The sequence below is a fragment of the Microvirga sp. TS319 genome (genome assembly GCF_041276405.1).
Taxonomy (GTDB): domain Bacteria; phylum Pseudomonadota; class Alphaproteobacteria; order Rhizobiales; family Beijerinckiaceae; genus Microvirga.
This window is the reverse complement of the sequence record NZ_JBGGGT010000001.1, coordinates 143,780-157,229: the sequence shown is the minus strand read 5'-3', so window position 1 is coordinate 157,229 and position 13,450 is coordinate 143,780. Positions and strand designations below refer to the sequence as shown.

14 protein-coding genes are annotated in these 13,450 nt (G+C 64.0%); 7 read left to right on the top strand and 7 right to left on the bottom strand.

The window, feature by feature from the left end:
* Positions 1–4: 4 nt before the first annotated feature.
* The 4 genes from AB8841_RS00670 (at position 5) to AB8841_RS00655 (ending at position 4,074) form a co-directional block, all read left to right on the top strand.
* Entirely contained in the window at positions 5–1,048 is a 1,044-nt protein-coding gene (locus tag AB8841_RS00670) for a ligase-associated DNA damage response exonuclease (protein ID WP_370435497.1), read from the top strand.
* Positions 1,045–2,811: a cisplatin damage response ATP-dependent DNA ligase gene (locus AB8841_RS00665; RefSeq protein WP_370433961.1), complete on the top strand. Its 1,767-nt coding sequence runs from the start codon at positions 1,045–1,047 to the stop codon at positions 2,809–2,811. The genes AB8841_RS00670 and AB8841_RS00665 overlap by 4 nt, the downstream gene beginning before the upstream one ends.
* Positions 2,812–2,813: 2 nt before the next feature.
* On the top strand, positions 2,814–3,266 hold the full coding sequence (locus AB8841_RS00660; RefSeq protein ID WP_370433960.1) for a secondary thiamine-phosphate synthase enzyme YjbQ: 453 nt from the start codon (positions 2,814–2,816) through the stop codon (positions 3,264–3,266).
* Between the two features lie 136 nt (positions 3,267–3,402).
* On the top strand, positions 3,403–4,074 hold the full coding sequence (locus AB8841_RS00655) for a response regulator (RefSeq protein ID WP_370433959.1): 672 nt from the start codon (positions 3,403–3,405) through the stop codon (positions 4,072–4,074).
* Positions 4,075–4,202: 128 nt separating this feature from the next.
* Here AB8841_RS00655 and AB8841_RS00650 read toward each other — a convergent pair whose 3' ends face one another.
* Positions 4,203–5,144 (bottom strand): alpha/beta hydrolase, encoded by a 942-nt coding sequence (locus AB8841_RS00650; protein WP_370433958.1) that lies wholly within the window; start codon positions 5,142–5,144, stop codon positions 4,203–4,205.
* A 96-nt stretch (positions 5,145–5,240) separates the two neighbouring features.
* Between AB8841_RS00650 and AB8841_RS00645 the strand changes: the two genes are divergently transcribed.
* The gene (locus tag AB8841_RS00645) at positions 5,241–5,501 is read left to right on the top strand and encodes a DUF6460 domain-containing protein (RefSeq protein WP_370433957.1); all 261 of its coding nucleotides are present in this window, start codon (positions 5,241–5,243) and stop codon (positions 5,499–5,501) included.
* 16 nt (positions 5,502–5,517) lie between these two features.
* On the top strand, positions 5,518–6,855 hold the full coding sequence (locus AB8841_RS00640; protein WP_370433956.1) for an MATE family efflux transporter: 1,338 nt from the start codon (positions 5,518–5,520) through the stop codon (positions 6,853–6,855).
* A 72-nt stretch (positions 6,856–6,927) separates the two neighbouring features.
* Here AB8841_RS00640 and AB8841_RS00635 read toward each other — a convergent pair whose 3' ends face one another.
* Positions 6,928–8,013, bottom strand: a complete 1,086-nt coding sequence (locus AB8841_RS00635) for a quinone-dependent dihydroorotate dehydrogenase (RefSeq protein WP_370433955.1) — start codon at positions 8,011–8,013, stop codon at positions 6,928–6,930.
* Positions 8,010–8,354 carry a DUF952 domain-containing protein gene (locus tag AB8841_RS00630; protein WP_370433954.1) on the bottom strand — a complete coding sequence of 115 codons (345 nt, stop codon included), beginning with the start codon at positions 8,352–8,354 and terminating at the stop codon, positions 8,010–8,012. Before AB8841_RS00630 ends, AB8841_RS00635 begins: the two co-directional genes overlap by 4 nt.
* Positions 8,355–8,512: 158 nt before the next feature.
* Between AB8841_RS00630 and AB8841_RS00625 the strand changes: the two genes are divergently transcribed.
* Positions 8,513–9,145: a S24 family peptidase gene (locus AB8841_RS00625; protein WP_370433953.1), complete on the top strand. Its 633-nt coding sequence runs from the start codon at positions 8,513–8,515 to the stop codon at positions 9,143–9,145.
* A 58-nt stretch (positions 9,146–9,203) separates the two neighbouring features.
* Here AB8841_RS00625 and AB8841_RS00620 read toward each other — a convergent pair whose 3' ends face one another.
* From AB8841_RS00620 to AB8841_RS00605, 4 genes are all read right to left on the bottom strand, one after another.
* Complete coding sequence (locus tag AB8841_RS00620) at positions 9,204–10,925, bottom strand: lysine--tRNA ligase (protein WP_370433952.1); 1,722 nt, start codon at positions 10,923–10,925, stop codon at positions 9,204–9,206.
* A gap of 124 nt (positions 10,926–11,049) precedes the next feature.
* Positions 11,050–11,814 carry a transporter substrate-binding domain-containing protein gene (locus AB8841_RS00615; RefSeq protein ID WP_370435496.1) on the bottom strand — a complete coding sequence of 255 codons (765 nt, stop codon included), beginning with the start codon at positions 11,812–11,814 and terminating at the stop codon, positions 11,050–11,052.
* Between the two features lie 534 nt (positions 11,815–12,348).
* Entirely contained in the window at positions 12,349–12,516 is a 168-nt protein-coding gene (locus tag AB8841_RS00610) for a hypothetical protein (RefSeq protein WP_370433951.1), read from the bottom strand.
* A 100-nt stretch (positions 12,517–12,616) separates the two neighbouring features.
* Positions 12,617–13,282, bottom strand: a complete 666-nt coding sequence (locus tag AB8841_RS00605; RefSeq protein ID WP_370433950.1) for a trna delta -isopentenylpyrophosphate transferase — start codon at positions 13,280–13,282, stop codon at positions 12,617–12,619.
* Between the last annotated feature and the right edge of the window lie 168 nt (positions 13,283–13,450).

Here is a 13,450-nt window from a genome sequence, read left to right as displayed (position 1 = left end):
ATCCATGGCGTTGCGCTCCACCGACATCCTTACCCAGACCCCGCAAGGACTCTACTGCCCTCTCGGGGATTTCCATATCGACCCGGTCCGGCCCGTGAAGCGGGCCCTCGTCACGCATGGTCATTCCGATCATGCGCGCTCGGGCCATGGGGCCGTCCTGGCCACCCGGGAGACCTTGCTGATCATGGGGGTGCGCTACGGCGGGGACTTTGCCGGAAGCCTGCAGGAAGCACCGCTCGGCGAGGGCATGCGGCTCGGCGACGTGACCGTGCGTTTCACGCCCGCCGGGCACGTGCTGGGCTCGGCCCAGATCTCCATAGAGGCGGGCGGCACGCGCGTCGTGGTCTCGGGCGACTACAAGCGCGCCGAAGACCCGACCTGCCTGCCATACGAACTCGTGCCCTGCGACATCTTCATCACGGAAGCCACCTTCGGGCTTCCCGTCTTCCGTCATCCCGATACGAGAGACGAAGTGCGCAAGCTCCTCGATTCCGTCGCTCTCTTTCCCGAGCGCACGCACATCGTCGGAGCCTATGCCCTGGGCAAGGCGCAACGGGTCATGGCGCTGCTGCGGGAAGAGGGCTACGACCCTCCGATCTATCTGCACGGCGCCATGGAAAGGCTGACGGAGTTCTATAAATCCGAAGGCATTCCCTTGGGAGACACGCCGAAGGTCGTGGCGTCGGAGCGCTCGAAGCTCGCCGGCGCCATCGTCATCTGCCCGCCCTCCTCCATTCAAGACCTCTGGTCCCGCCGCTTTCCCGATCCGGTGACGTGCTTCGCCTCGGGCTGGATGCGCGTGCGGGCGCGGGCGCGCCAGAAGGGCGTGGAACTGCCGCTGGTGATCTCCGACCATTCCGATTGGGACGATCTGTGCCGCACGATCCGGGAAACCGGCGCGGGCGAGGTCTGGGTCACCCATGGCCAGGAGGATGCGCTGGTCCATTGGTGCGGCACCCACGGCATCAAGGCGCGTCCCCTGCATATGCTGGGCTACGGCGACGAAGGCGAAGGAGAGGAAGCACAGCAGGCCGGAGGCGAGGCATGAACCGTTTCGCCGCTCTTCTCGACCGCCTGGCTTATGAGCCGCGCCGCAACGCGAAACTCCGACTCATCGTGGATTATTTCCGCCACACGCCCGATCCGGAGCGCGGCTATGCGCTGGCCGCCATGACCAATTCGCTGATGTTCAAGGAGGCGAAGCCCGGTCTGATCCGGGGTCTCGTGGAGGAGCGTACGGATCCGGAACTGTTCCGAATGTCCTATCACTATGTGGGCGACCTCGCCGAAACGGTGGCGTTGATCTGGCCTTCGCCCGGGCATGCCGAGGCGGCCCGCGTCGTCCACGATGCCCCCACGGCTCCCTCTTCCCCGGAAGGGACGGAGGAACAGGCTCTGCCCTCTGTCGGCCACAACAACCCGCCCCCGCATGTCCCCACTCTCACCGAAGTGGTCGAGACCCTGGCGACGACGGGCAAGAGCGATCTGCCCGCGAAAGTCGCAGGCTGGCTCGATGCCCTCGACGAGACCGGACGCTGGGCGCTCCTGAAGCTGATCACCCGGGAGCTGCGGGTAGGCGTTTCGGCCCGGCTGGCGAAAACGGCGGTCGCACAGCTCGGCGATATCGAGCCCGACGAAGTCGAGTTGATCTGGCACGGGCTGGACGCGCCCTATGCAGATCTCTTCGCCTGGGTCGAGGGTCTCGGACCGAAGCCCGAATCCGGCAATCCTGCTCCGTTTCGCCCGCCGATGCTCTCCCATCCGCTGGAGGACGAGGATTTCGAGAAGCTTGACCCTTCCGATTTTCTCGCCGAGTGGAAATGGGACGGCATTCGCCTGCAGGCGGTCGCAGGCCATGACAGCCACGGGCGACCGGTACGGCGCATCTACTCCCGGACGGGCGAGGACGTCTCGCGCGCCTTTCCCGACCTGTTGGAAGCCTTGGATTTCGAAGGCGCCATCGACGGCGAGTTGCTGATCGTGCGCAACGGCCTGGTGCAGAGCTTCAACGTCTTGCAGCAGCGGCTCAACCGGAAGGCGGTCACGCCAAAGCTCATCGCCGAGTTTCCGGCGCATCTGCGCGTTTACGACATTCTCACCGAAGGCGATGAGGACCTGCGCGATCGTCCCTTCGTCGAGCGGCGCAAACGGCTCGAGGCGCTCGTGGCCCGCATCGGAGATCCGCGCATCGACCTCTCACCGATGGTCCCGTTCGAGACCTGGGAGGAGCTGGCGGCCGCCCGCGCCGATCCGGCCTCCGTCGGCGCAGGCCCCGACGCGGACGCGATCGAGGGCTGCATGATCAAACGGGCGAACAGCCCGTACCTCCCTGGCCGGCCCAAGGGTTACTGGTATAAGTGGAAACGCGATCCTTACCTTGTCGATGCGGTGATGATGTACGGACAGCGGGGGCACGGGAAGCGCTCGTCCTTCTATTCCGACTACACCTTCGGCGTTTGGCGCGATGGCGCGAATGGGGAGGAGCTGGTGCCCGTCGGCAAGGCCTATCACGGCTTCACCGATGAGGAACTCGTGAAACTGGACCGCTATGTCCGCAACCACACGGTCAACCGCTTCGGCCCCGTGCGGGAGGTCGAATACGGGAGGGATCGCGGGCTCGTTCTGGAAGTCGCTTTCGAAGGCCTGCAGCGTTCGACCCGGCACAAGTCGGGGGTCGCCATGCGGTTTCCCCGGATCAACCGCATCCGCTGGGACAAGCCTGCTGCCGAGGCAGACCGGATCGAGACCCTGGAAAAGATCCTGGAACGGGGCGAAAAGGAAATTCACCCCCTCAAAAGTCAGGAGTCCTGACGATGCTGAACGTGGAAACCCTTTCCGAAGGCAGCGTAACCCAGCAGGTTAATGGGCGGCTCCTCGTGGATACCGAAGGCCAGGGTCTCGTCGACATCACCGACGCGGTTTCCCGCTGGGTCTTCGGCACGGGCATCCTGCACGGCCTTCTGACGGTCTTCTGCCGCCATACCTCCGCCTCCCTGCTCATCCAGGAGAACGCCGACCCCGACGTTCGCGTCGACCTGATGGCGGCCTTCGACCGGCTGGCGCCCCGGGACGCGGACTATATCCATTCCACGGAAGGTCCAGACGACATGCCCGCCCATATCCGCACCGTCCTGTCGGGCGTCTCCCTGAGCATTCCCGTCATGGAGGGACAGATGGCCCTCGGCACTTGGCAGGGCCTTTACCTCGCCGAGCACCGGGACAGCCCGCATCGACGGGACATCATCCTTCATCTCATCGGGGCATAACTCTACCCCCCGTATGTTTCCATATATTATCCGCCGATCTTTCCCGGTAGAATGAGCAGGGCCCGCGATTGCCGCCTTGCCATTTCGGCGAGGATGCGGCTAAGGCTCACAAAAGCTCTCGTGGGAGAAGGCAGCAGTGCAGGGTCAGAACACCACGATCATCATCGCCGATGACCATCCGCTGTTTCGCGGCGCGCTGAGGCAGTCCGTCGCTTCCATCATGCCCGAGGCCCGGGTCATCGAGGCGAGCGGCATGGACGACCTCAACGCATCCCTGGCCCAGGAGCGGGACGTCGATCTGATCCTGCTGGATCTGACGATGCCCGGCGTCCAGGGTTTTTCCGGGCTCATGTCGTTGAGGGCGCAGTATCCCGAACTGCCGGTCGTCATCGTGTCCGCCACGGAAGAGCCCAATGTGATCCGCCGGGCCATGGATTTCGGCGCCTCGGGCTTTATCCCGAAATCCATCGACATCGACAGTATCGGCGGCGCCATCCAGGCGGTGCTGGCCGGTGACACCTGGACCCCGCCGGATGTGGACCTCTCCGCCGCCGAGGACGTGGAGACCGCCGACCTGGTCCGCCGCCTCGGCACCCTCACCCCCCAGCAGGTCCGCGTGCTGACCATGCTCTCGGAGGGACTGCTCAACAAGCAGATCGCCTATGAGCTTGGCGTATCCGAAGCGACCGTGAAGGCCCACGTTTCCGCCATTCTCGACAAGCTCGGCGTCGACAGCCGCACCCAGGCCGTGATCGCCGCCTCCAAGATCGGCGTGACCCAGCGCCCCTCTCCGGCCGGCGCGGATTAGAGCGCCAAGATCCCGCACAAGATCATCGTCCCCACCCCGGACCTCCGCATGAGGGCTTCGGGTGGCGGCTCGGAGCATCGGACCCAAAAGTGGATTTGCACTTTTGGGTCCGATGCTCCCACGATGCGCTAAAGCGCCTCCAGGAAGGCATCGATCCGGGACAGCGCCTGTTCGCTCAGGGCGCTGTCGAAGCGGATGAACACATGGCATCCGCCCGGCCAGAGGGCGAGCTCCGCCCGATTGCCCGCCGCCGCCCAGCGCGAGGCCATGAAGAGCGTGTCGTCGAGCAGCATGTCCTTCGTGCCGGCCGAGAACAGCGCCGGTGGGAGCCCCTCCAGGTCCGCGTAGAGGGGCGAAACGTCCGGATTGGTCCGGTCGCTCATCCGACCGCAGAAATTGTCGGCGAAAACCCGGATATCATTGGTATTGAGGATCAGCCGTTCCGGGCCCCAATGCCGGACGCTCGGGGTCAGGTTCAGGTCGTAGCAGCCCGCGAAGAGGTTCGCGCCCCGGAACGGCGTAAGGCCATGCTTGTCGCGCAGACGCAGGAGCGTCACGGCCGAGAGATGAGCCCCCGCCGATTCGCCGCCGATGAACAGCCGGAACGTGCCGAAGCGGCTTTCAGCCTCGCGGATGACCCAGAGGGCGGCCGCCTCGCAATCGTCCGGCCCCGCAGGATACGGGCTCTCGGGCGCGAGCCTGTATTCCACCGACACGACGGCGAGCCCGCAGCGATCCGCGAGACGGTCGAGCCAGGGATCCTGCTCGGCAGCGGTCCCCCAGGTCCAGCCGCCGCCATGAATATGGAAATAAACACCCCGTGGGTTGTCGGGGGCGATGATCCGCAGCGGAAGCGGCCCGGCGGGCCCGGCGATCTCGATGACCTCGGCCCTGGGGCTCGAGGGCATCAGGGGAAACGGCCCGAGGCCCTGCGCGCGCCGTTCCCGCACGACGGACGGCGGCACGGACATGGGATCGGGAAGAGCCGCGAGCTTGGCCACGATGTCCGCGTTCTGGGCGCGGATCTCCTCGCTGACGGCGGCGGGGTCGAAGAGATGAGGATCGATCATGGGATGCTCGACAGGGTTGCGTTCATCATCGGCCCTTGCGATGAAGCACACGCGCCCCCCCGCGTCCAGTGACGCTTTCTGACGAGATGAGACGACATGTCCAACCTGACCCGGTTTCTCGGCGGCTCGCCCGGCTCCGTGCTGGCCAAGCTCATTTTCCTGTCGCTTCTCGTCGGCGCCTTCATGCATTATCTCGACATCACGCCGATCGGACTGATCCAAGGATTGTTCGACTGGATCAGTTCCGTCCTCGACCTGAGCCTGGATACGGTGAAGGAGGTCGGCCTCTGGGTCGTCTATGGAGCCGTCATCGTGGTGCCGCTCTGGCTCCTGACCCGGATCTTCGGCCAACGTTAATCGGACATCCCAGCCCATGGACGGCTCCCTGAAACTCCGGCGCCCGGAAGTCTCCCACCGGCGCATCCTTACCCTCGCCCTTCCGATGACCCTGTCGCACGTGACGACGCCCCTCCTGGGGCTCGTCGACGCGACGGTGATCGGGCGTCTCGGCGAAGCCCATCTCCTCGGCGCGGTCGCCTTGGGGGCCGTGATCTTCGATTTCGTATTCTGGAGTTTCGGCTCCCTTCGCATGGCGACCGCGGGCCTGACCGCGCAGGCGACCGGCGCGGGGAACCGGCACGAGGTCGACCTGGCGCTCGCCCGCGCCTTCCTGGTGGCGGGGATCACGGGCCTCCTGCTGATCCTGCTGCAATGGCCCATCGCGGCCGTCGCCTTTTCCTTCGCCGGCGCGAGCGAAGCGGTCACCGGCGCCCTCTCGACCTATTTCTTCATCCGCATCTGGGCGGCGCCGTTCACGTTGGCGAATTATGTGATCCTGGGCTCGACCCTCGGGCGCGGCCGGACGGATCTCGGCCTGCTCCTGCAGGTCGCGATCAACATCGCCAACGTCGTTCTGACGGCCGGCCTGGTGCTGATCTTTCATCTCGGCATCGCGGGGGCTGCCATCGGGACGGCCATCGCGGAGGTCCTGGGTGTCGGCCTCGGCATCCTGGTGCTGCGCCGTCTCGGCTCGAACCCGCTCGCCGTGACCTGGGCGGAAGTGATGCACCGGGCGGCCATCCTGCAGACGCTCGCCATGAACCGGGACATCATGGTCCGGAACGTGGCGCTGATCCTGGCCTTTTCGATCTTCAGCGCCCTCGGCGCCCGTGCGGGCGACGTGACGCTCGCGGCGAATGCGGTGCTCTACAACATGTTCCTGATCGGCGGGTACTTTCTCGACGGCTTCGCGACCGCCGCCGAGACCCTCTGCGGCCAGAGCATCGGCGCCCGCGACGAGCGCGGCTTTCGGCGCACGATCCATCTCAGCCTCGGCTGGAGCCTCGGGTTCGGTCTTGCCGTTTCGTCAATCTTCCTGATCGGCGGCGGATTGTTCATCGATTTCGTGTCGACCAATCCCGACGTACGCGCCTATGCCCGCGACTATCTGGTCTTCGCGGCGCTGTCGCCTTTCGTCGGCGCCGCCGCATTCGCGTTCGACGGCATCTATACCGGAGCGACCTGGACCAAGGCGATGCGCAACCTCATGGTGATGGCATTCGCCATCTATGGAGCCATCCTGCTGGCGCTGGGAAGCATCGGCAATGCCGGATTATGGATCGCGCTGCTCCTGTTCCTGGGCGCACGCGGAATCGGCCAGGCCCTGCTTTACCCGAGACTGGCGAGGCAGACCTTCGCCGGTCCCTGTTAAGCCCGCTCTTTCCAAGAAGGGAGCATCGGATGCGATCCCAAAAGCGGAGTCCACTTTTCACGTCCGATGCTCTCAGAACCGCCCCTGTGCGATGGCCGATGCATCGCGGCCGACAGCCTGCGTCAGCGATGTCTTTTCCTGGTCGAGCTTCTGCACGAGTCCGCGCTTGATGTCGCCGATCAGGCCCGGGCCTTTGTAGACCATTGCCGAGTAGAGCTGCACGAGGCTCGCGCCCGCACGGATCTTCGCCCAGGCGGCCTCCGCCGAATCCACGCCCCCGACTCCGACAAGCGGGATCCTCCGATCGACGCGCAGGAAGGTCTCCGCCAGGATCCTGGTGGATGGCACGAAGAGCGGCTTGCCGGACAGGCCGCCGGTCTCTGCGGCCAATGCCTTCTCCTTCAAGGTGTCGGGCCGCGCAACCGTGGTGTTGGAGACGGTGAGCCCATCGACCCCGCGCCTCAGGGCCGTCGCCACGATGGCATCGAGTGTTTCGAGCGAGATGTCCGGCGCAATCTTCAGGAGGATTGTCGTCTTCCTGCGACCTTCATCGACCTGATTGCGCGCCTCGATGCTACGGGCGAGCAGATCGTCGAGGAACGCCTCCCCTTGCAGGTCGCGAAGACCCGGCGTGTTGGGCGAGGATACGTTGATCGTGAGAAAATCGACGAGACCGCTCAACGCCTGGATGCAGGTGACGTAATCGGAAATGCGATCGTTGGAATCCTTGTTCGCCCCGATATTCACGCCCACCACGCCGGGGCGCCCGAAACGATGGGCGAGACGTTCGCGTGCAGCCTCCACCCCCTCGCTATTCAGTCCGAAGCGGTTGATGACGGCCTCGTCCCGCGTCAGCCGGAAAACCCGCGGGCGCGGATTGCCTAGCTGAGGCTTTGGCACGACACCACCGAGCTCCACGAAACCGAAGCCCAGGGATAGCAGCTGATCCGGCACCTCGCATTGCTTGTCGAAGCCTGCTGCAAGCCCTACCGGATTGGGAAAGTGATGCCTGAAAACGTCGATGGCCAAACGGGCATCGTCCTTCGACGCGGGTGCCGCCGGCATGAGAGTCAGACTGCGGATCGTCAGCTGATGCGCCGTTTCCGCATCGAGTGCGTGCAGTGCGGGTCTTGCCAGGGAGAAGAGCGCGCCGATCATGAATCGAGGTCCGGGAATACATGGCGGCCGTCTTGGCCGATCGGCAGCGGCTTTACCCACAGGACCGCCGACAATGCAAGCGGCGCGTAAAGGTGGGGAAAGAGATCGCCTCCCCGTGACGGTTCGTATCGCAGAGCCGGACCGAGCTTGTCGGCATCGATTGCGATCAGCAAAAGATCGCGCAGTCCCGCGAAGTGCCTATCCGCAGTTTCCCGCACCTGCCCCGCCGTGGAAAAATGGAGGTAGCCATCCTGTATATCTATAGGGGCTCCATCAAAGGAATGAGCGGATTCCGCCTCGCGCCAAAGGCTTTCCGGACAAATTTTATAAATGATGTGCATGGAATTCCTACCACTCGGCACTGCTTACGGAGCAACCCTTACTAGCCATGATGTCTCGGCGATTTTTCGCAGGTTGCAAGAGCCACAGAACAACCTTAATTCCTAGGCATAAGTTCGCTTTCAGTTTTATTTTTCGCTCCTTTGCGAAGGTTCCTAAAATGTTATCTCACGAGCGCGTTTGGGCTGCTATCGATGCACTCGCTGCCCGCCACGGAATGACCGCGTCCGGGTTGGCTCGTAAAGCCGGTCTCGACGCCACCAGTTTCAACAAATCGAAGCGCGTGAGTCCCGAAGGCCGGGAGCGCTGGCCCTCGACGGAATCCATCTCGAAGATCCTTCGCGCCACGGGGGCGACGCTGGAGGATTTCCTGCGCCTCGTCGAGCCCTCGGGCTCTTTGCGCCGGTCCATGATTCCGATGATCGGCATGGCGCAGGCCAGTTCCGGCAAGATCCTCACCGATGAGGGCCTTCCGGCAGGCGGCCCAGGTTGGGACGAGATCGAGTTTCCCGATTTCGGACAGGAAAAGGTCTTTGCCCTCGAGGTGACGGGCGACGCGATGGCCCCCCTCTATCGGGACGGGGACGTGCTCATCGTGTCGCCGACAGCAAGTCCGCGCAAGGGCGACCGCGTGGTCGTCTGCACCACTGCGGGCGAGATTATCGCCCAGGAACTGAGGCGCCGTTCCGCCAAGACTCTGGAACTGTCGGCCCTTACCAAGGAGAGCGAGGGCCGGGCGATTCCCGCCGAGGAAATCGCCTGGATCGCCCGTATCATGTGGGCCCGGCAATAGGGATCGATCACGTCTCTGGTCGATCCCCGAAGCGCATGACACGCGTGGGATCGATGCCTCAAGCCGCGCGCGAGTTCAGGAATGCCTCATGCTCGCGCACGAGGTCTCCGGCCAGCGCCTTCGCGATGAGCGCACGCGTTTCCTTCACACCATAGAGTGCGACGAACGAGCCGAAGCGGGGACCGCGCGGTTCGCCGAGCAGCACCTGGTAGATCGTATTGAACCACTCGATGGAAACGCCCGGGCGCTCGGGCGTCGCGCCCTTGGCCTTGAGATCCTGGTAGCGCGGCTCCGCACGGCCGACGTTGTAGATTTCCTCCTGAATCGCCTCTGCGGTGGCAGGGCGCGCGCCGCTTTCGAACGAGGCCAGCACATCGCTCAGCCGCTGGAGCGAGGCGGCTTCCACGTCGTCCGCCAGGCGATAGGTCTTCTGCGGCTTCACGAAATCCTCGAAGTAGCGCACGGCGCGCTTCACGAGGCTGTCGAGGCGCGGATGCGTCTCGGGTGACACGCCGGGCGCATAGCGGCGAATGAAGCCCCAGAGCACCGACGGGTCTTCTGAATTCGCAACGGCCACGAGGTTGAGAAGCATGGAGAACGAGATCGTCGTGCCGGGCTGATTGCCTCCGCCGGACGAAACGAGCTCCGGCGCGGGCGGGTCGCCCGCATGAAGGTGCCAGACCGGATTCATCAGGCGTGCCTTGGCATCCTGCCCCGGATACTTCTCCAGGAAGGTCAGGTAGTCGTCCACTTGGCGCGGGATGACGTCGAAATAGAGCTTCTTCGCCTCACGCGGCTTGTTGAACATGAAGAGCGCGAGACTGTCCGGCGTACCATAGGTCAGCCACTCGTCGATCGTGAGGCCATTGCCCTTGGACTTCGAGATCTTCTGGCCCTTCTCGTCGAGGAAGAGCTCGTAGTTGAAGCCCTCCGGCGGCAGGCCGCCGAGCGCTTTGGCGATCTCTCCCGAGAGCTTCACGCTGTCGATGAGATCCTTGCCGGCCATCTCGTAATCGACGCCAAGCGCCACCCAACGCATGGCCCAGTCGGGCTTCCATTGCAGCTTGGCATGTCCGCCGGTGACAGGCGTCTCGAAACGCTCTCCCGTTTCCGGGTCGCGCCAGACGATGGTCCCGGCGTCGAGCTTGCGCTCGTCGATCGCCACCTGCATCACGATTCCGGTCTTCGGATGGATCGGCAGGAACGGCGAGTAGGATTGCTGACGCTCCTCCCGCAGCGACGGCAGCATGATCGCCATCACCGCGTCGTAGCGCTCGAGCACCGTCAGAAGCGCCTTGTCGAAAACGCCTGACCTGTAGCACTCGGTCGCCGACTTGAATTCGTAGTCGAAGCCGAAAGCATCGAGGAATTCGCGCAGGCGCGCATTGTTGTGATGAGCGAAGCTCTCATGCGTGCCGAACGGATCCGGCACCTGTGTCAGGGGCTTGCCAAGAGCGGAGGCCACCAGCTCCTTGTTCGGAATGTTGTCCGGAACCTTGCGCAGGCCGTCCATATCGTCCGAGAACGCGACCAGATGGGTGGGAATGGAATCCCCCGTCAGCACACGGAAGGCATGGCGCACCATGCTGGTGCGGGCCACTTCACCGAAGGTGCCGATGTGCGGCAGGCCGGACGGGCCGTAGCCGGTCTCGAACAGAGCCTCCTTCTTGCCCGTCCGTTTGAGACGCTCCACGAGCTTGCGGGCCTCCTCGAAAGGCCAGGCAGTCGCGGTCTGAGCGGCTTCAATAAGGGCGGGATCGAGAATAATGGGTCGAGACATGGTCCTGAGCTTCGGGGAAAATGCTTCCGGAAGCGCGGCACACTAGGGGCGAGCCTCTCATGGGTCAATGCGGCTCGACACGGTTTGCGGCCCGGCGGGGCTCTGAATCGAGACTCTCGGGTTCTCAAAAGGGGCTGATGGGGAAGAACCGCAGGTATAGCTCGGCGTATTTGCCCTCTTTCCAGAGTTGCTGCAGGGCATAATCCAGCGCGCGGCGCAAATTCTCGTCCTCGTTGCGCGACACGAAACCGATCCCTTCCCCGAAGAACCGGCTCTCGAGATAGGGCCCGCCTGCAAAGACGCAGCATCCGCCCGCATCCTCGCCGCCGATCCAGAGGGCCAGGCTGAGCCCATCCGCAAAGACATAATCGATCGCGCCCGCCTTGAGCTCCGCCTCGGCGGCGGCGAGTTCCGGATAGGGCTTGAGGACGGACGTTTTCATAAAGGACTTGGCGAAAGCCTCATGCGCCGTCCCCTCGACGAGGCCGATGGTCTTGCCCTGGAGGTCCTTGGGCGAGAATGCCGGGAGATCCTTCGTCTGGGCGGACTTCGTGACGAGCCGCGCGGGAATCTTGAAATAGGGGGCCGTGACCGCGAAACGCCGGCGCAGGTCCGGGGTGACCGGGATGGCCGCAGCGACCACGTCGCCCTGCTTCTCGGCCAGGGCATCGAGAAGAGTATCGAAGCGGCGGACCTGGACGGTGCAGGTCAGACCCAGCCTCTCGCAGGCCGCCCGGGCGAGCTCGACCGAGAAGCCGGTCGGCGTGCCGTCGAGGCCGGGGAAGTGCAGGGGTGGAAAATCGTCGTCGACAAGGAAGCGGATCGTACGCGTTGCGGGGATCTCGGGTCGCTCGAGCTGCGCCTTCGGGTCCCAGAAATTGGGCACCATGACCGATTGGGCCTGAACCGCGCCGCTCGATGCCAACAGGATAAGGCTCCCCCATGCCGCTGCGGACGGCTTGATCTTGCGCGCAAAGCAGGCGACCAGTGACACAATATAACTCATCTTGAAGACGATACTCTCTTGTCGGTTGCCCTGCATCGTTCACACACACACACCAGGAGCGTGCCGGACGCATGAGGCAGGGTCTAGCGGAGCAAGCCCGACAGTCAACCGCGCTTCCGGTCGAGATCGGATTTCTGCCCCATCACGGCGTACGGCCGGATACCCTTGCGCGACGCGGCAATGACCGCCGAATTCAACCTATCTTTCCTCTCGTCCTCTCGCGTGTCGCCTGCTGCCCGATGTCCCGAGAGCATCCTGACCGGGCTCGCGCCCTTGGCCGTTGGCGCCTCTTCCCTGGGTTGCCGTGCTGCCGCTCTCTGCCGGCTTCGTCAGTCTCGCCGCATGGTGCGGCTTATGGGAGCGCGTCATGGCTTCCTTCCCGTGGAACAGGACGAGCCCTCGCCCGCACGTCGCGCTTCAGAAACACCAGGCCAGTGCGGCCGAGACCATATCGTTGAAGATGACGCCGCCATAATGCCACCAGAGCAGTCCGCCGGATGCCGTAAGACACAGGATCGCTGCCGCAACAAGTGCAAGGCCGGCGCGCCGCTCGGCGGTGGTGGGTTGTTCTGTGCCGATACTCATGCAGGCTCCGTCCTCTCATGCCGGGACGGTGCATGATAGAAAGAAATCGCATAAAAGACGAGGCGGCGTCAGCCGCCTCGTCATGAGCGGGAGACCACAATTAGGCGGCCGCCTTCTTGGTCGGCCACCCGAGCTCCACGAGACGCGCCTTGGCGAAATCGCGGATCTCGTCGCGAATGCCTTCCGGCATTGCCGAGAGCAGCTTCTGCGTGTCGGCATGAAGCATAAGGTCCGTGACGGCGTTGATGGTCTTGGCCTTCTTGATCTTCTGCTTCAATTCGTCTTCGCTGCGGCCGTCGGCCGTCACCTCGACCTTCGTCGTCTCGGGCTCGGCGCGCTCGACTTCCACCGCCTGCTCGGCAGAGCCGGGACGGCTCTGCTTGAACTCGTCGGCCTCTTCCTCTGAATAGACGAAGCCGTGGAGCTCGATGAGCTTGAGGATGACGCGGTCCTTCGCGCGCTTCTCGGCCATGGCATAGACATAGGCCGCCTGCTTGCCTGATACGCGATAGTTCACGCCCACCAGAGCCTCGCCGATCGACCATTCCACGCGTTCGCCCATGCGGCCCGTCACCTGAATGACAGCCTCGTCGCGTTCGGCCCGGATGATCTTCGGCTCGTCGAAGTTGATCCTGGCCTGGGCGGCGATGCGCTCGAGCGTCTTGTGATAGATGACCGCCGTGCCCTGGACGCGCCAGACATTGCCGGCGATCGGCTCATCGAATTTTGCAAGCACCTCGGCGATTTTCTTGTCTGCTGTATTCATCTCGATCCTATCTCTCACTGCCCGCAAAAATCGGTCCTGCGCTCTTCGGCGGCCTCTTCGGAGAGGTCTGCACGTTCTTCGTTTGTTCTATAGCAAATTCTGCTCTTGAGGTCCACTGAAGCGGCCGTGAGGCGCGCTTAAATGTGTATATCCTTCAGTCAGTTACCC

Bases quoted from the DNA above. Each gene is read 5' to 3' on its own strand.
- AB8841_RS00670 (WP_370435497.1), top strand. From the start codon at position 5: ATGGCGTTGCGCTCCACCGACATCCTTACCCAGACCCCGCAAGGACTC.
- AB8841_RS00665 (WP_370433961.1), top strand. From the start codon at position 1,045: ATGAACCGTTTCGCCGCTCTTCTCGACCGCCTGGCTTATGAGCCGCGC.
- AB8841_RS00660 (WP_370433960.1), top strand. From the start codon at position 2,814: ATGCTGAACGTGGAAACCCTTTCCGAAGGCAGCGTAACCCAGCAGGTT.
- AB8841_RS00650 (WP_370433958.1), bottom strand. From the start codon at position 5,144: ATGATCGATCCTCATCTCTTCGACCCCGCCGCCGTCAGCGAGGAGATC.
- AB8841_RS00645 (WP_370433957.1), top strand. From the start codon at position 5,241: ATGTCCAACCTGACCCGGTTTCTCGGCGGCTCGCCCGGCTCCGTGCTG.
- AB8841_RS00640 (WP_370433956.1), top strand. From the start codon at position 5,518: ATGGACGGCTCCCTGAAACTCCGGCGCCCGGAAGTCTCCCACCGGCGC.
- AB8841_RS00635 (WP_370433955.1), bottom strand. From the start codon at position 8,013: ATGATCGGCGCGCTCTTCTCCCTGGCAAGACCCGCACTGCACGCACTC.
- AB8841_RS00630 (WP_370433954.1), bottom strand. From the start codon at position 8,354: ATGCACATCATTTATAAAATTTGTCCGGAAAGCCTTTGGCGCGAGGCG.
- AB8841_RS00625 (WP_370433953.1), top strand. From the start codon at position 8,513: ATGTTATCTCACGAGCGCGTTTGGGCTGCTATCGATGCACTCGCTGCC.
- AB8841_RS00620 (WP_370433952.1), bottom strand. From the start codon at position 10,925: ATGTCTCGACCCATTATTCTCGATCCCGCCCTTATTGAAGCCGCTCAG.
- AB8841_RS00615 (WP_370435496.1), bottom strand. From the start codon at position 11,814: ATGGTGCCCAATTTCTGGGACCCGAAGGCGCAGCTCGAGCGACCCGAG.
- AB8841_RS00610 (WP_370433951.1), bottom strand. From the start codon at position 12,516: ATGAGTATCGGCACAGAACAACCCACCACCGCCGAGCGGCGCGCCGGC.
- AB8841_RS00605 (WP_370433950.1), bottom strand. From the start codon at position 13,282: ATGAATACAGCAGACAAGAAAATCGCCGAGGTGCTTGCAAAATTCGAT.